General features: G+C 54.9%; 12 protein-coding genes. 8 read left to right on the top strand and 4 right to left on the bottom strand.

The window, feature by feature from the left end:
* Positions 1-8: 8 nt before the first annotated feature.
* Entirely contained in the window at positions 9-344 is a 336-nt protein-coding gene (locus EUZ85_RS27705) for a YkgJ family cysteine cluster protein (protein WP_127973368.1), read from the bottom strand.
* Positions 345-725: 381 nt separating this feature from the next.
* On the opposite strand from EUZ85_RS27705, the gene EUZ85_RS27700 reads away from it, so the two are divergent.
* Both EUZ85_RS27700 and EUZ85_RS27695 read left to right on the top strand, forming a co-directional pair.
* A complete protein-coding gene (locus EUZ85_RS27700; RefSeq protein ID WP_127973367.1) occupies positions 726-2,270 on the top strand; it encodes a hypothetical protein in 1,545 nt (514 codons plus the stop codon).
* Positions 2,271-2,354: 84 nt separating this feature from the next.
* Positions 2,355-3,644, top strand: a complete 1,290-nt coding sequence (locus EUZ85_RS27695) for a hypothetical protein (protein ID WP_127973366.1) — start codon at positions 2,355-2,357, stop codon at positions 3,642-3,644.
* A 22-nt stretch (positions 3,645-3,666) separates the two neighbouring features.
* On the opposite strand, the gene EUZ85_RS27690 is transcribed toward EUZ85_RS27695, so the two are convergent.
* On the bottom strand, positions 3,667-4,737 hold the full coding sequence (locus tag EUZ85_RS27690) for a phospholipase A (protein ID WP_127973365.1): 1,071 nt from the start codon (positions 4,735-4,737) through the stop codon (positions 3,667-3,669).
* Positions 4,738-4,935: 198 nt separating this feature from the next.
* Between EUZ85_RS27690 and EUZ85_RS27685 the strand changes: the two genes are divergently transcribed.
* The 5 genes from EUZ85_RS27685 (at position 4,936) to EUZ85_RS27665 (ending at position 11,292) form a co-directional block, all read left to right on the top strand.
* The gene (locus EUZ85_RS27685) at positions 4,936-6,306 is read left to right on the top strand and encodes a DegQ family serine endoprotease (protein ID WP_127973364.1); all 1,371 of its coding nucleotides are present in this window, start codon (positions 4,936-4,938) and stop codon (positions 6,304-6,306) included.
* Positions 6,307-6,841: 535 nt separating this feature from the next.
* Positions 6,842-7,402 carry a hypothetical protein gene (locus EUZ85_RS27680; RefSeq protein ID WP_127973363.1) on the top strand — a complete coding sequence of 187 codons (561 nt, stop codon included), beginning with the start codon at positions 6,842-6,844 and terminating at the stop codon, positions 7,400-7,402.
* Between the two features lie 177 nt (positions 7,403-7,579).
* Positions 7,580-9,316 carry an arginine--tRNA ligase gene (gene argS / locus EUZ85_RS27675; RefSeq protein ID WP_127973362.1) on the top strand — a complete coding sequence of 579 codons (1,737 nt, stop codon included), beginning with the start codon at positions 7,580-7,582 and terminating at the stop codon, positions 9,314-9,316.
* 298 nt (positions 9,317-9,614) lie between these two features.
* On the top strand, positions 9,615-10,349 hold the full coding sequence (locus EUZ85_RS27670) for a bifunctional 2-polyprenyl-6-hydroxyphenol methylase/3-demethylubiquinol 3-O-methyltransferase UbiG (protein WP_127973361.1): 735 nt from the start codon (positions 9,615-9,617) through the stop codon (positions 10,347-10,349).
* 313 nt (positions 10,350-10,662) lie between these two features.
* Positions 10,663-11,292, top strand: coding sequence for an ATP phosphoribosyltransferase regulatory subunit (locus EUZ85_RS27665; RefSeq protein WP_127973360.1), 630 nt, complete (start codon positions 10,663-10,665; stop codon positions 11,290-11,292).
* A 364-nt stretch (positions 11,293-11,656) separates the two neighbouring features.
* Here the strand turns inward: EUZ85_RS27665 and EUZ85_RS27660 are convergent, their stop codons facing one another.
* Positions 11,657-12,640, bottom strand: a complete 984-nt coding sequence (locus EUZ85_RS27660) for an OmpA family protein (protein ID WP_127973359.1) — start codon at positions 12,638-12,640, stop codon at positions 11,657-11,659.
* A 154-nt stretch (positions 12,641-12,794) separates the two neighbouring features.
* Here EUZ85_RS27660 and EUZ85_RS27655 point away from each other — a divergent pair, with 154 nt between their 5' ends.
* The gene (locus EUZ85_RS27655) at positions 12,795-13,922 is read left to right on the top strand and encodes an FAD-dependent oxidoreductase (RefSeq protein WP_164887383.1); all 1,128 of its coding nucleotides are present in this window, start codon (positions 12,795-12,797) and stop codon (positions 13,920-13,922) included.
* Between the two features lie 4 nt (positions 13,923-13,926).
* Here the strand turns inward: EUZ85_RS27655 and EUZ85_RS27650 are convergent, their stop codons facing one another.
* On the bottom strand, positions 13,927-14,706 hold the full coding sequence (locus EUZ85_RS27650) for an ABC transporter substrate-binding protein (RefSeq protein WP_127973357.1): 780 nt from the start codon (positions 14,704-14,706) through the stop codon (positions 13,927-13,929).
* Positions 14,707-14,724 lie beyond the last annotated feature (18 nt).

Below are 14,724 nucleotides of genomic sequence, written 5' to 3'. Positions count from 1 at the left end.
CGCCTCGTTCAGGCGGCCCGCCAGTCGGGAAAGTCCAAAGGCAAGCCGTGCTTCGCCCTGGCTTTCAGGCAGCCCTCTGAGCCGGCTTCGAACTCTCGGCAGGGAGAAGGCCTTTGATCATAGATAGAGCAAGTCGTATAGCCGCCGATATCACCGCATAACGCGCTACAACGGGGCTGCGGCTGATTGGTGCCAGCCATCACACTACGCCAGGGATTCAGCTTCTCGGTAAATTCCAGCGGTACTACTCCGCCGGACTCAGCATCCGCCTCAGCCCAATAAAAAGACACGCGAAAACTGGCGCAACAGGCGCCACAGGACAAACAGGGGTTGTCCACACTCATTGCCACACACTCCGTGCACAACAACCAGCGCTAACTCTGGATGGTTTGATAGATGAATCTGCTTGGGCGACGACCGGGAAATCGGCATGGAAACCGTTCGGCCGCCGTAAATCGGAGGCCATTATCTGTTCAATTCCCCATTTTGGCAATATAGTCAGTAAATAGAGGTATAAACTGAGGGAGGAGGCAGTCGACTCCAGCTCGGGCATTCGGCCTAAGTGCAAGGCGGGATTACTATTTTTTTAGGATTATGCACAATCACACACCGGCTGAAGCCCGCCGTTAAGAGATCGCTGTTCGCTTGACGGTTAGGGGAAGACCGAGCAAATGGAAGTAAAGTGTAAATCGGGTCATCAACAGGAATGGCAATGAGAGTTTTTCATGGTTGGCGCTTTGAATAATCATTGGTGGTCAGCGCTTATCCTCTTCATGTTTACTGCGCCCCTGGCGGCGGCGCCTTCTGTTTCTCCCTATGGCCATAAAGGCGAGATTTCCGGGGAACATCAAGACAAAGACGGCTTGCGTCCCATGGCGTATTCCCTGCGCTGGGAGCTTTATCCGCTGTTGAGCGGACCCGCCGTGAGCGGCTCCATTAAATGGAAGGCGCAACCGGGGCTCGTTGACACAGAGTTGGGCGCGGGCATTCAGGGCGACAGCATTCCTCCGGAGGTCGCCGCCACTATCTTGCCTTACGATATCACTGTTTATTTGTGTGGACCCAGCAATGCTTTCAAACAGCCTGTGTGTATTGATGTGGACCCAGGCATGGCGAAACCGGGCGGCGGCGACTGGTCGCTTTCATTGCCACATCAGTTCAACTGGAGCAATCTGTTCTGGACGCCCGGCGAAGACGGCCGTCTCTGGTTGACGGAAGAGCAGGCCAAAGGTGTGGTGCGCAAAGGCTTCAAGCCGACCCGAGTGCGAATCGCCGAGATGAGTTGGGATTTGTCCGGCGTGCGTCGCTGGGCGGCGGAATTCTATCCATTTGAAGAAATTCGCACTCTGGAGACGCGTGTGTTCAGCCAGCTCGACGTCATCGCCCGAGCGCATCGCTTATCCCTGTCTCCTATCCGCGAAAAGCTGGATGCCTATAAAACCGCGCATACGCCCATTGTTTACCGGGATAAGCTGAAGGCGATTCTCGCCAGCTTTGACGCAGGACTGTTGGACCCCATGCTGGAGCCTGGACGTCGCGACGCGCTGTCAAAACAGGCGCTGCTGGTGCGTTCCGATATGGCGCGTGAAGACGTCGCTCACAGCAGAAGGGTGACGGAGCTGGACAAACAGGCGCGGGCCCAGAAACTGGAGTGGGAGCAGGCGTTGTATCGACGCGTATGGCGGGATGAAACCAATGAAGCACTGCGTCTTCAGGCTCAGTATGACTATCTGTTGCAGCAAACGGAGCGCTTCGGCGTGAAGTCGCCGGACGCCTTCGGCTGTGAAGAGTATCTGTTGGCGTTCGCGGAATCCGGCGAAGAAGAATTGCGTGAGCGACTGCAATGCGTACAGGAGTACGATAGCTACCTGCTCAACAAGCTGGCGCAAACGGAAGCATTGCTGGACCTGCACGACGCCACGGCGGCGAAGGGAAAATTGCGGGGTAAAATTGAAGAAGCCCACGAGCAAGTCAAGAAAGAGATCGCCGATAATTTACTGGCGATGGAACAATATTATGACCGCCTGAGCAGGGATAAGGGCCAAAAAGACGCTTTTTCCGCACAGCGCAAAGCGGAGCAGGAGCGCCTGTTCCGTCATTGGCTGGAGAAATACGCGAAAGGGGCGCTGGCGCAGGCGGAGCAGTCATTGAATAACCTGCGCCGGGTGCTGATGGCGGGGGGCATGACCCCAGACGCCGCTCCAGACGATGCCGCCAATCGCGCCGATAAGAAAACTCCGCCCCCGACATTATCCGGCGGAACCCTGTAAATCCATGCGTTCTGCCTGGGACGCGACTAAGATCAACGAGACCTTGTGCTGAACAAACGATAGGTGACGGCGGATTACGACGGAATGGAAAAAGCGCAGATCGAAGAATTTATAAAGTCCCGTGGAACGGTGGATGACATCCTGTCGCCATCGGCCTGGCGGGCGTTTTGGACGCGCTTGCAGAATGAACTGATCGGCAGGGCGATGAGCAACAACCGGGCGGCGGACTCGGAAGAGTTGCAGACGGCGATGGCGCAGGTGGAATCAGTCTGGCGCAAATTGGGCGAACAGTTGCAGGAGCGCCTGGGCGTAGTGTTGCTTGATGCGCCCGGCGGGCCGGACAAAGACAGCGGGATTCACGACGCCATTAACCAGGGGATTGTCGATAGCCTTTGCAGGCAGGGGCTGGAGCATAAGTTCTGGAACCTGCAGCTGAAAAAGTCTGCCCCTAAACCCAAGCCGCAACCGCAGCCTTCGCCTTTTAAAACCGGCAATGGCGTCGTTGCTGAACCCAAAGCGATGAACCGGGCAGTGCGGGTTGTGCGCCCGGACGTAAAAAAAACGCTTACCTCCCACCTTCGTTCACGGCGCTTTGTCTTCGCCGGCGTCGCCATCCTGGCGGCGATTGGCGTGTTGGCGTTGCCATTCGGCTGGGTGACGCCGACGGCTATTATATGGTGGCTGGCGTTCGCTGTATTTTGCGCAGTCGGTGTCATCCTTCCCAACCTGTACGGTCGGCGCACCACGCAGTTTTTTATCGTATTCGCGGTGACCCTCGGCCTGATCGGTTTACTGGGCAAGGCGGCGGAAACGCCACGCTGGAGCGGCCTCAAAACCGCTATCGTCGCCGTCACTTATCCTGCTTATAACCTGCTGGGACTACACAAAGTCATCGATATCAGTTCCGTGCGTCAGTTGATGGTGGACGGACGTACGCGTATCAGTGTTGATAAACGCCTGTACGACGAAGTCGTGGGGCAGGGCGAGCTGGTGGTGCAAGTGGAGAATCAAAGTCCCTGGCGGCTGTCTCCGAGGGGGCTGCGGGTCTTTGCGCCTGAGCAAGGCTGGCTGCGCCTGCGGGCGTTCGGCCTGGACGCGCCTGGATTGTGGCGGGGAGAACCGGTAGCGCCGTACAGCCGTGGCGAATGGCGCCTGCTTATCCCCTCGTCGGGAGAAAGCGCCGCTGCGCTGACGCAGGCCGGTTTGCAGGACAACGCCTCTCTCACAGAGGCGCAGAATGCCTTGGAATCACTACGTGGCCTGGCTCGTTACGGCGAGGACTTATCGAGCGCCCTGGAGCCTCAATATCAGATTTCCTATTATGATCGGCAGGCGGAACTGGAAAAAATGTTCGACCGCCTGCTCGCCAATTGAAAGAGTGCGGCGGAGCGCTTGATCAGAGCAGGTCCGTCAGCAACACGCCGATGCCGATGCGTTCCACTGACGCGTTATAGTCCATCAGGTTTTCGCCGTAACCATTAAAGTACTGCACGTAACCGCGCAGTCGCTTCCATAATGGGAAGGTGAACCCCAGTTCCACCGCGCCTTTGTTATCTTCGCGCAGGTTGTTGCGCAGCATGAGACTGGCTTCGTAGTTATCCCAGCGATAGGCGGTGGTGAACTCGAAGTGTCCCATGTAGTCGTCGATATCGGGATTGTCGTCGCCTTTGGGATCGAGCTTGTCCTTTTTCGGGTCTTCCGGAATTCTCCACCAGGGCTTCAGACTGAATACGAAGCGGCTATGCTCCCAGATGAAGTTGGCGTAGATACGATTCCAGCTCCGCGACAGCGGCTGCGAACGACCGTTGGACTGGTGGCTGAAGCCAACCGCCAGCAGACTGAAATCCGCGGTGGAAAAGGTCCAGTCCACCGGCGCGATCCAGAACACCTCCGGCTCATAATTGGTCTCCCGGAAGGGGGCTGAATAGTCGTGGTTGTATACCTGCCAGAAGGACTTGAGGGTGACGCCGAAAAATATCCCGTCCGAATCGATGAAGGTTCCCTGCGCCAGCGGCACTTTCAGGCTGATCTGAAATTTCGCCTCCAGATTGTCCAGCTCGGCGTCCTCTCCGAGGTCGTAAGCCTCGCGTAACGGTTCGCTGTTAGGGTTTTTCAGGTAAGACACCGGCATCAGGTAGTTGCGCATGTGGGGAGTAATCACGCTGCGACTGTTGCTGGAAAGCTGCTCCCGCATAATGCGTTCGGCAATAACGCTTTCTCCATTTTTCACCTTGGGGCTGGCGTCTTCAGGAATTTTGGGGATTTCTACGCCGCAACGGCTTTTCAGCTCGTCGATGGTCATATCTCCAGGGCCCAGGGTCAGCGCTTTGAAGACGCAGGTTTCGGTTTCATCCTGATCTTTTTCTTGCAACTGAGCCTGTGCGGACAGGGCGTTGGCGCCCAGCGCCAGGGCGCAGCAAAAGGTAATAGTATTCAGTCCATTAGGCGCTGATTTAGAAAATTTCATACTCTGGTAATATCCGCGTTGGGCAGGTTATGGAAGCATACGTGACAGAGAGCCGCGATTGTAAATCTAACCCGGATTTATGACAAAACCGCTCCCATCTCATAGGACGTTATAACTAAGGAAATTTTCAAACGCGCCGTCAGGTCGTGAGGCATGCGTTCGTCGTCGGCCCGTCTGCGCCCAGCGGAGGAATGATACATGTTGATGGGTAAAACCCTGAGTGGATTGAGATTATGTGTACTGGTCGCCAGCGTCGGCTGGGCGGCCGCCAGCGCCGCCGCGCTGCCTTTGGCCGACTCACAGGGGCAGCCCTTGCCCACCTTGGCGCCCATGCTCAAGGAAGTGAACCCCGCTGTCGTCAACATCGCGACCTACGCCAAGCAGGAATCCTACAGCCCCTTAATGCAAGACCCTTTCTTTCGTCACTTCTTCAATATTCCGGACAACCGTCGGCCTCGCGAGCAGCGTCGCCAACAAAGCGCCGGGTCAGGGGTCATCGTCGACAAAGATAACGGCACGGTGGTCACCAACTATCACGTCATCAAAGGCGCGGATGAGGTGCATGTGTCGTTGACGGATGGTCGCACCCTGAAGGCGGAAGTGTTGGGCGGCGATCCTGACGCCGATATCGCCGTTTTGAAAATTGAAGCGGACGACCTGAGCGAAGTGAAGATGGCGGATTCAGACAGACTGGAGGTTGGGGATTTCGTGGTCGCCATCGGCAACCCCTTCGCCCTGGGGCAGACCGTCACCACTGGAGTGGTCAGCGCATTGGGACGCACAGGACTTGGCATCGAAGGCTATGAAGACTTTATTCAGACCGACGCCTCCATTAACCCCGGCAACTCCGGCGGCGCTCTGGTCAACCTGCGTGGTGAGCTGATCGGCATCAACACCGCTATTCTGGCTCCGACCGGCGGTAATGTCGGCATCGGGTTTGCGATTCCTATCAATATGGCCAAGGCCAGCATCGATCAGATCGTAGAGCACGGTGAAGTAAAACGCGGGCAACTGGGCGTGGGGATTCAGGACATCACCCCGGATCTGCGCCAGGCCTTCAAGCTGCGTAACGGCCAGCGCGGCGTTCTGATCACCAGCGTCGGCAAGGATTCTGAAGCGGAGAAGGGTGGTTTGAAGACCGGAGACATCATTATCGCCGTTGACGACAAGCCCACTCGTAGCGCAGGTCATTTGCGCAGCCAGATTGGACAACGCAAAATCGGCGACAAACTGCGTGTGACTATTTTGCGTGAGGGCGACGAAGAAGTCGTGAAAGTGACCTTGCAGGAGCCGCCCAACAGCATCGCTGGCGACACTCGTATCCACAAGCTGCTGGAAGGCGCCTCGTTTGAGGATAATCCAGATGGTTCCGGCGTGGTGGTGACCGGGTTGGCGCCCAATTCAAACGCCGCATACAGCGGACTGCGTCCTGGCGATGTTATCATCGGCGCTAATAATCGCCGGGTAAATTCCGTTGGCGACCTGCAAAAAGTAGTGGACGTAGGGGAGACCAAATTGCTCCTGCTGGTGCAGCGGGGCGGCGGCGCGTTTTATCTGGTAATACGCTGATTTGATCTGAGAAAAAGGTTATGGCCGAAATAAATCGGCCATAATCTGCATGCATCGGGGCGTTGAGCTTAGTGTACTTTCATACTGTGAATGTGAAGTTTATAACCCCGATCATAACCCGATTCACTGACTTTCTTTTCCAGCTCTGCGGTAGCCTGTATGGCTACAGGCTCCTCTCGACCATCAACCGCTAGCCGCCCGGAAATATCAAAAGTGCAGGCGTGGCCTATCGAAACTTATTGACGATATATCTCAGCAATAAAAAGCATGTATTTCAGATTATATAACTAACGTAAAAAGGCAAGTCAGACTCCTTTCTGTACAAATAAAAATGTCCTTGCGCTTGTATATAAAGCAATGTGACGAGTGAGGCGAAAGTATAGTAACTCAGGACGACTGACAAGCCTGATTTGTCGTTTTTGCGATTATGATGTTCGGATCAGGTAATTGATTAGTATGAAAAATATATAATTGTGAGTATGATTCGCCTTCACCTGGACAGGTGAGGAGTACTTATTAAAAAGGAGAAGTCAGTATGACCAAAACACTAGCAGGGCTACTTTTAGCAATATCCACTACTGCATCCGCACAGTTTAATGTGGAAGAGAATATCTCTTATCTGTTTCGTCATAACCAGATTGTTGCAATAACTCCCGATCTAAAACTGGGAGAATCTATATACACAAACAAAGTTTCATTCTGCCGTGAACCTGATGGTTCGCTCTATGTTGGCGGCCAGAACTTTCAACGCTTTCAGACCCCAGAGACGCCTTATAAATTAACGTTAGTCAGTGAAAAGGGCGTTGCGTTGACTCATGCGTTAGAACCAAACGGGTTTATGCTGGATGGTCCCGCTGTTAAAACTCTGCATGCGCTTAAGTCGAATGAACTGATTAAATCCGAGAGCTGTAACATGGATAATATGGAGCATATGCTCGGAACAGTTTGGCAGCCCTACAAGGTTGAGACTTTATTTGGCCACGTTAGCTATATAGGGTTGGCGGAAGCTGTTAAGAGAGACCTGGAGACTCGATATGGTACTGACATTGCCTTTACTCTAATCGCTCGTACATTAGACGAGCAGCCTTCAGAGTAATCATCTATAGACGTCCGCTGCTCTCCTCGCCGGCGGGCGTTCCCTTCAATTCGTGACATTCTGTCTTACCCGGATAACTGCGGATTTTTCCTTGACCGGATACTGCGGTATCATGGCCGCCATTTCCATCAGTTTCAGCGGCGGACTCCCGTTGCTGTGAGTAACGAAGATCTTCCTATGAATCTGCAACAATTGCTTGAACAGAAAATCAGCGCAGCGCTGCATGCGGCGGGCGCTCCAGAAGGCTCCCCGGCGATCGTGAAGCCGTCCGGCAAGCCTCAATTCGGCGACTATCAGGCCAATGGCGTGATGGGCGTCGCCAAAGCGCTGAAAATGAACCCGCGCGAATTGGCCGCCAAAGTCCTGGACGTTCTGGATCTGGGCGACATGGCCGAGAAAGTTGAAATCGCCGGCCCTGGCTTTATCAATATTTTCCTGAGTAAAGACTGGATGAGTCAGAGCCTGCGTCAGGTGCTGGCCGATCCGCGCCTGACCATTCCTCTGGACAGCCCCAAACAGACCGTGGTGGTGGATTATTCCGCGCCTAACCTCGCGAAAGAGATGCACGTTGGCCATCTGCGTTCCACCATCATCGGCGACGCCGTCGTCAGAACACTGGAGTTTCTGGGGCACAGGGTGATTCGTCAGAACCACGTGGGCGACTGGGGCACTCAGTTCGGCATGTTGTTGGCCTACATGAACAAGTTGAAGACGGAAAACCAGCAGACCCTGTCCATGGAGCTGGCTGACCTGGAAAACTTCTATCGTCAGGCCAAGAAGTGTTTTGAGGAAGATCCTGAATTCAAGGATAGCGCGCGTCAGTATGTTGTTAAGCTGCAATCCGGCGATCAGGAATGCCTGTCGCTGTGGAAAACATTTATCGATATCTCTCTGCAGCATTGTGAAGACGTATATGAACGCTTGAATGTCAGCCTGACGCGGGCGGACGTGATGCCGGAAAGCGCTTATAACGAAGACCTGCCGAACGTTATCGATGATCTGCGCGCGAAAGGCCTGCTGACCAACAGTGACGGCGCTGAGTGTGTCTTCATGGACGAGTTCAAAGGCAAAGACGATGAGACTGTGCCGTTGATCGTGAAGAAGTCTGACGGCGGTTACCTGTACGCCACCACTGATCTGGCGGCTCTGCGTTACAGAGAGCGGGTTCTGAAGGCGAATCGGGTGCTTTATTTCGTCGATGCGCGGCAGTCATTGCACTTGAATCAGGTCTATGCAGCCGGTCGCAAGGCAGGCTTCGTCAGCCCTGATATGTCTCTGGAGCATATGGCGTTCGGCATGGTTCTGGGAACCGATGGCAAGCCCTTCAAGACTCGGGATGGCGGCACCGTTAAGCTGGCGGATCTGCTCACCGAGGCGCAAGGTCGGGCATACGCCGTCGTGAAAGAAAAGAATCCGGAAATGCCGGAAGAAGAGCTTAATCGCATTGCTCACGTCGTCGGTATGGCGGCGGTGAAGTACGCGGATCTGTCCAAGAACCGCTCCAGCGATTACATCTTCAGTTTCGACGCCATGCTCAGCCTGGAAGGCAACACCGCGCCATACGTACAGTACGCCTACAGCCGGGTTGTGAATGTCTTCAAGAAAGGCGAAGTCGGCAATCTGACCTTTGAAGGTGACCTGCAACTGGCGGAGCCCATTGAGCGTGCGCTGGCGGTCAGACTGTTGCAGTTCAATGAAATATTGCACTCTGTGGCGTCTGAAGGCTGTCCGCACATTCTGTGTGGCTATCTCTATGAATTGTCCAAAGAGTTCGCCAACTTCTATGAAGCTTGTCCGGTGCTGAAAGCGGAAGAACCTGTACGTAGCTCGCGTTTGATGCTTTCACTGCTCATTGCCAAGACCCTGAAACAAGGTCTGGATTTGCTGGGCATCGAAACCCTGGAGCGGATGTAATCCCTATCCGCTTTTTTCTGTCCCCCCAACGGAATTGCTCGTTGGGGACCAGTACGAATACAGAATTGCATTGACGCTATATTTGTCCCCTGAAATAATCGCGCGATGATTTACATCGATATTCATATTGTTTCCCGAATTGAGGGCGTTCCTGGTGGGGCGTCCGTAATTCGTGAGCAAATCTAAGTTCGCGTAATTGCGAAATCAGCCCCGCCGTATCAACGGACGGGGCTTCGTCACGCCTGTAGGAAGTTGTATCCCGTTCGTTGCCGGCATTTTTCAAACGGAGTACACACTAATGACACAAAATATTTACGACACCGATTCTTTCTTCGAAGGCTACAGCCAGTTGCCACGTTCCCTGAATGGGCTGGACGGAGCGCCGGAGTGGGCTTCGATTAAGGCATTGATGCCCCCGCTGGCGAACGCGAATGTTGCAGACCTGGGCTGCGGATTTGGTTGGTTCTGCCGCTGGGCGCGTGAGCAGTCCGCCGCCAACGTGCTGGGCGTCGACGTTTCCCAGAATATGCTGAGCAAAGCAGAGGAAATGACGTCGGACGCCCACATCCAGTATGCGCGTGAGGATCTGGAGACGCTGACCCTGCCGGTGAACAGTTACGACCTGGTATACAGTTCGCTGACGCTGCATTACATCGCCAATCTGCAAGGCTTGTTTGAACAGGCGTATAACAGTCTGAAACCCGGCGGCTGGCTGATCTTCTCTGCGGAGCATCCGATCTATACGGCGCCCAGGAATCCTGGCTGGGCGGAAGACCAGCGCAAAAACACGCTTTGGCCTATCAACCAGTATCTGGTGGAAGGGCCAAGAACCACTGACTGGTTAGCGGATGGCGTGGTTAAACAACACCGTACTCTGGGAACCTATCTGACGATGCTGATTAATACGGGCTTCACCCTGAAGCATCTGGAGGAGTGGCGACCCAGCGCAGAGCAAATCGAGGCATGTCCAGAACTGAAAGTCGAGCTGGAACGCCCGATGTTCTTTATTGTGGCGGCTCAACGCGTTGAATAACGTCTGATTAAAACGCGGCTCATCTAAATGAAAATCAAGGCGGCGATCTCTGTTTATGAGGCGCGGCCTTTTCTTTGCTTTTTTGCTCCGACGCATGGCGTCAGCCTGGCGGGTTGACATCCTTTTGTTCGGACGCATAATGTCCGGCATGATTACTTTCAACATCCATCCAAAGCATCTGCATCCACTGTCGCATCGTCGGCTGGGAGAGCTATTGCTTGGTTGAAAGTTAAGCCCGTTCACTGAGAAAGCCCTCCCAGCGTTGCTGCGAGGGCTTTTTTATTGTTTTTAATTCAGTGAATGGGAATTTGTTATGGAATATAAAATTGAAGGTCTGGCCAAAGGCGTAAGAATTATCAGTGGCGATACGGCGAAGAAGCGCAGGGCGTTGCTGAATCAGATGATTGCGCTGGCGGAAGCCAGTGGGTTTGAAGAAATGATTCTGCCTTCCATTGAACCTTCTCAGGTCTACATCGACAAGGCGGGAGAAGAGATACTTGGGCAGATGTATGTGTTTCCGGATAAGAAAGGCCGCTCTTTGTGTCTGCGTCCAGAAGGAACAGCGACGGTGCAACTGGTGGCGGACAAACACTTCAAGCGCAGAAAGAACGTGCGGCTTTGGTATTTTGAACGCTGCTGGCGCTATGAGCGTCCTCAGGAAGGCCGCTACCGGGAATTCTTTCAGTTCGGGGTTGAGGTCATTAATCCCACCTCCGCTGAGGTTCGGGAAGAACTGATCGCCCTGGCGGAAAACATGGTGGCTTTGCAAACCAGGGAGTACGAAGTGTTCAGCGCCGTGAAGCGCGGGCTAAGTTACTACATGGAGGATGGCTTCGAAATCTCAGTACCCAAGCTGGGTGCACAAAAGCAAGTGGTCGGAGGCGGCGCTTATAAGCAAGGAATTGGCTTCGCGATTGGCTTTGACCGCCTGATGCTTTGTTAGGTAACCCATCGACCAATCATCTGCGGTGCACTATGGATGGGGAATATCAGGCATCTTGAAATTCTACTCTTCGGCGTAGAATGCCCGTTCTGCATTCCCCCCGTTCGCCCTGAGCCTGTCGAAGGGCTTCCCAGAGCGACGAGGAAAAAATAGTCCACTTTCCTGATGTTGATTAAAGATCATTGCCTATGGATTAGCTCTCTGGAAGGCCCTTCGACAGGCTCAGGGCGAACGGAGTAGAGATAGACTGGGGAGAGAAGGAAAGGTCGTATTCGGATATGCCGGTTATTTCACGTATACACCAAAGGCCCTTTTGCGGGCCTCTGGTTGTCTATCTCTCTTAAATGAGGGGTATCTTATCCGGTTACCTTTTCACCAACTCAACCCGGCGATTTTTGGCTTTGCCTGCTTCGTTTTCGTTGGAGGCGACAGGGGCCGCCATACCGACGCCTAAGGCGGTCATGCGTTCAGCGCCAACCTTGTACTGACTCACCAGGGCGTCCATCACGGCTTTGGCGCGGTGCTCTGAAAGGCTGCGGTTGTAATCGAGCGCGCCAGCATTATCAGTGTGGCCGACAATTAAGACCTTTAGCGACGGCTGGGACTTCATAAGCTTGGCGATTTCCGCCAGGGTTTCCGCTGATTCCGGTTTGATATCCGCCTTGTCGGTGTCGAAGTAGGCGCCATACAACGCGATATGTCCCTCCGCATCCAGGCCTTTGGCCATGGCCTCTGCGTCCACCTTCACCATGCCGGATTGCATGGGCGCTGATTCCACCACCTGCGTATTCACGAACACCCGGTTTTTATCCTGTCCGCCGATGGAGTAAGCCTTGGTGATGTATACCGCCACATGCACGGTTTGATCTTCCCGGGTCAGGCGCGCCAGCAGGTAGCGTTGGTCCTTCTCATGAAACATCATTTTTACAGTGAGGTCTTTGGGCGTCACGATTTCGTTGAAGGGGCGCCCGGCGGGTTTACCGCCGCATTCTTCATTTTTGCAGCTGAACAGGATCTCGAAACCCGCTCCGCGTAGCGCTTCCTCGTAGTTACGATAAACTTCCAAGGTACTGCGCCCCTCGGGAATGCGGTAAGCCACGCGGGTCAATTTTCCTTCCAGCTCCAGAAACGCACCGGGATTTTTGTCCCTGCCGCCTCGCTGTTGGATCGGGGTCTGCGCCAGGGATATTTCAGTGAAAGCCTGTTTTTCGTATTTGATGATTTCCGCGCCGGCGTACCGGGACACCATGGGATGATCCTCTGAGCCGGGTATGTCGCCCGCCATCGCCAAGGACGTAATGAAGAGACAGAGCAGTGTCGCCGAGCGCCAGAATAAGCGAGCCGTCATAACGATAAGCCTCCACTATGAATAGAAGAAAGATAGCTCACATCGCCAAAATACTGCATGGGCGTTTCAAGATTACTGCGTATTTCGGGTTGCTGACCAGCTATTATTCAGGGATAACGAGTGCAATATTTCATTGACGTGCGGACGATATCCTGTGACGGCTGAACCATCCGGTACTCTCACTTTACTTCTTCTTGGCGGCGGGCATACCCACGCTTTGTTGCTGCTGGCGCTGGCGAAGGACCCTCTGCCGAACGTGCGGGTGGTTCTGGTCTCCGAGCGGCCGCTGAGTCCTTATTCAGGCATGTTGCCTGGGTTGGTGGCGGGGCACTATGACTATGCGGAGGCGCATATTGATTTGCTGGCTTTGTGCCGTCATTCGGGAGCGGAGTTTCTTGAGGGACGGGTGAAAGGGCTGGACTGCTTGGGGCGCATGGCGCTTCTGGAAAGTGGAGAAGCGCTGCGTTACGACTATCTATCCCTCAATATCGGCGCGGTTCCTGACTTGAGCACGCCAGGAGCGTCTGGCTATGCGATTCCCGTTAAACCCATCGCTGACTTCTGGCCCCGCTGGCGTGAGACCTATGCTAGCCTGCGCGCCGATCCGGCAGTGCGGAATATTGTCGTGGTGGGCGGCGGCGCGGGCGGAGTGGAATTGGCGTTCGCTATTGCTCATGCGTTGCAGTCGGCTCCTGTCGCCCATTGTGTGGCCCTTGTGGCGCGCAGCGAGCCGGTGGCGGATTATCCCCAACGTATGCGGCGTTGGCTGCAACGCCGCTTTGATCGCTATGGCGTGAAGACGCAGGCAGACTTCGATGTCGCGGAAGTGAGGTCGGAGAGCCTGGTGGATAAGACGGGGCGGACGCTGCCGGCGGATCATGTGTTCTGGTGTACGCAAGGCAAAGCGGCGCCCTGGTTGACCCAGACGGAGTTGCCTTTAACCTCCAAGGGCTTTATTCGCGTCACGCCCAGCCTGCAAAGCATCGCTTTTCCTGAGGTGTTCGCCGTCGGTGATTGCGCCTGGATTGATGCCTCCCCTACGCCCAGGGCGGGGGTGTATGCGGTGCGTCAGGCTCCTTTCTTACTCGATAACCTGCATCGCCTGCTGCGTGGCCTGCCGATGCGGGCCTATCGTCCACAGCGGCGCTTTTTGAGTTTGCTGGCCTGCGGCGGTCGTGATGCGGTGGGCGCGCGAGGATGCATCAGTCTGGCGGGGGAGTGGGTATGGCGTTGGAAAGACGTTATCGACAAGCGCTTTATGCGGCGTTTCCCTCGCGCCTGAGCATTTAGTCATCTGTGGAGTCACGGGCGTCATAGTCGCCGCGATAATAGGCGTCTTCCATTTCCTGATACCGACCGCTTGCGCGCAGGCGGCGCAAGCCTTCGTTGAACTGCAGGATAAATCTGGCGTTCATGGGTCGCTTGCGGGATAGCATAAGCCGGTATTCATGGCGATCGAACACGGCGGCGGAGTGAGTGATGAGCGCTTGCTCCTGAGGCGAAAAGTGCGCACGCAGTGCGCTGTAGCCTACTGCTTTGGCGAGCGGGAAGGCGTCTACCCGTCGTCGCAGCAACATATTCATCCCTACTTCGATGTCCCGCACTCCGAACTCCATCACCTGTCCGGACTCCACAGCCTCTTTCCAAACGCCGAGTTTGGAGCCCAGGGGGACGGCGATAGATTCGCCGTGTAGATCGGCGGGCGACTTTGGCTCTAAGGGTAGTACGCGCAGGTGAAACAGCACTTCATCCTGGGTGACCACCACATCGCTGAAATAAGCGAACTCACTCCTCTGTGGCGTTTGCGTCCAAAGCAGAGAACCGTCGATCTGTCCGCCTTCCACCATCGCTTCTGCGCGCGCCCAGGGATAAAACTGGTATTCCACCTGCACGCCTACCGCGGCGAACGCTTCCGTGACCAAGTGTGAGGCGAAGCCATAGTGGGGCAGGCGTTCGGAAAGAAAGGGCTCCCACTCCCCGTTGGCCAGAATCACCTGCTGGTCTTCTTCCGCCATAACGGTGGTGGCGCAAACCAGCAATAAAAAGAGACGAAGCCAATAGAGCATGGGGCGTAAAAGGGTTTG

The organism is Hahella sp. KA22 (assembly GCF_004135205.1).
Classification (GTDB): Bacteria; Pseudomonadota; Gammaproteobacteria; order Pseudomonadales; family Oleiphilaceae; genus Hahella.
Note: the sequence above shows the minus strand (reverse complement) of the source record. Positions and strands in the feature narration are given on the sequence as shown.

Bases quoted from the DNA above. Each gene is read 5' to 3' on its own strand.
- EUZ85_RS27705 (WP_127973368.1), bottom strand. From the start codon at position 344: ATGAGTGTGGACAACCCCTGTTTGTCCTGTGGCGCCTGTTGCGCCAGT.
- EUZ85_RS27685 (WP_127973364.1), top strand. From the start codon at position 4,936: ATGTTGATGGGTAAAACCCTGAGTGGATTGAGATTATGTGTACTGGTC.
- EUZ85_RS27690 (WP_127973365.1), bottom strand. From the start codon at position 4,737: ATGAAATTTTCTAAATCAGCGCCTAATGGACTGAATACTATTACCTTT.
- EUZ85_RS27695 (WP_127973366.1), top strand. From the start codon at position 2,355: ATGGAAAAAGCGCAGATCGAAGAATTTATAAAGTCCCGTGGAACGGTG.
- EUZ85_RS27670 (WP_127973361.1), top strand. From the start codon at position 9,615: ATGACACAAAATATTTACGACACCGATTCTTTCTTCGAAGGCTACAGC.
- EUZ85_RS27660 (WP_127973359.1), bottom strand. From the start codon at position 12,640: ATGACGGCTCGCTTATTCTGGCGCTCGGCGACACTGCTCTGTCTCTTC.
- EUZ85_RS27650 (WP_127973357.1), bottom strand. From the start codon at position 14,706: ATGCTCTATTGGCTTCGTCTCTTTTTATTGCTGGTTTGCGCCACCACC.
- argS (WP_127973362.1), top strand. From the start codon at position 7,580: ATGAATCTGCAACAATTGCTTGAACAGAAAATCAGCGCAGCGCTGCAT.
- EUZ85_RS27680 (WP_127973363.1), top strand. From the start codon at position 6,842: ATGACCAAAACACTAGCAGGGCTACTTTTAGCAATATCCACTACTGCA.
- EUZ85_RS27700 (WP_127973367.1), top strand. From the start codon at position 726: ATGGTTGGCGCTTTGAATAATCATTGGTGGTCAGCGCTTATCCTCTTC.
- EUZ85_RS27665 (WP_127973360.1), top strand. From the start codon at position 10,663: ATGGAATATAAAATTGAAGGTCTGGCCAAAGGCGTAAGAATTATCAGT.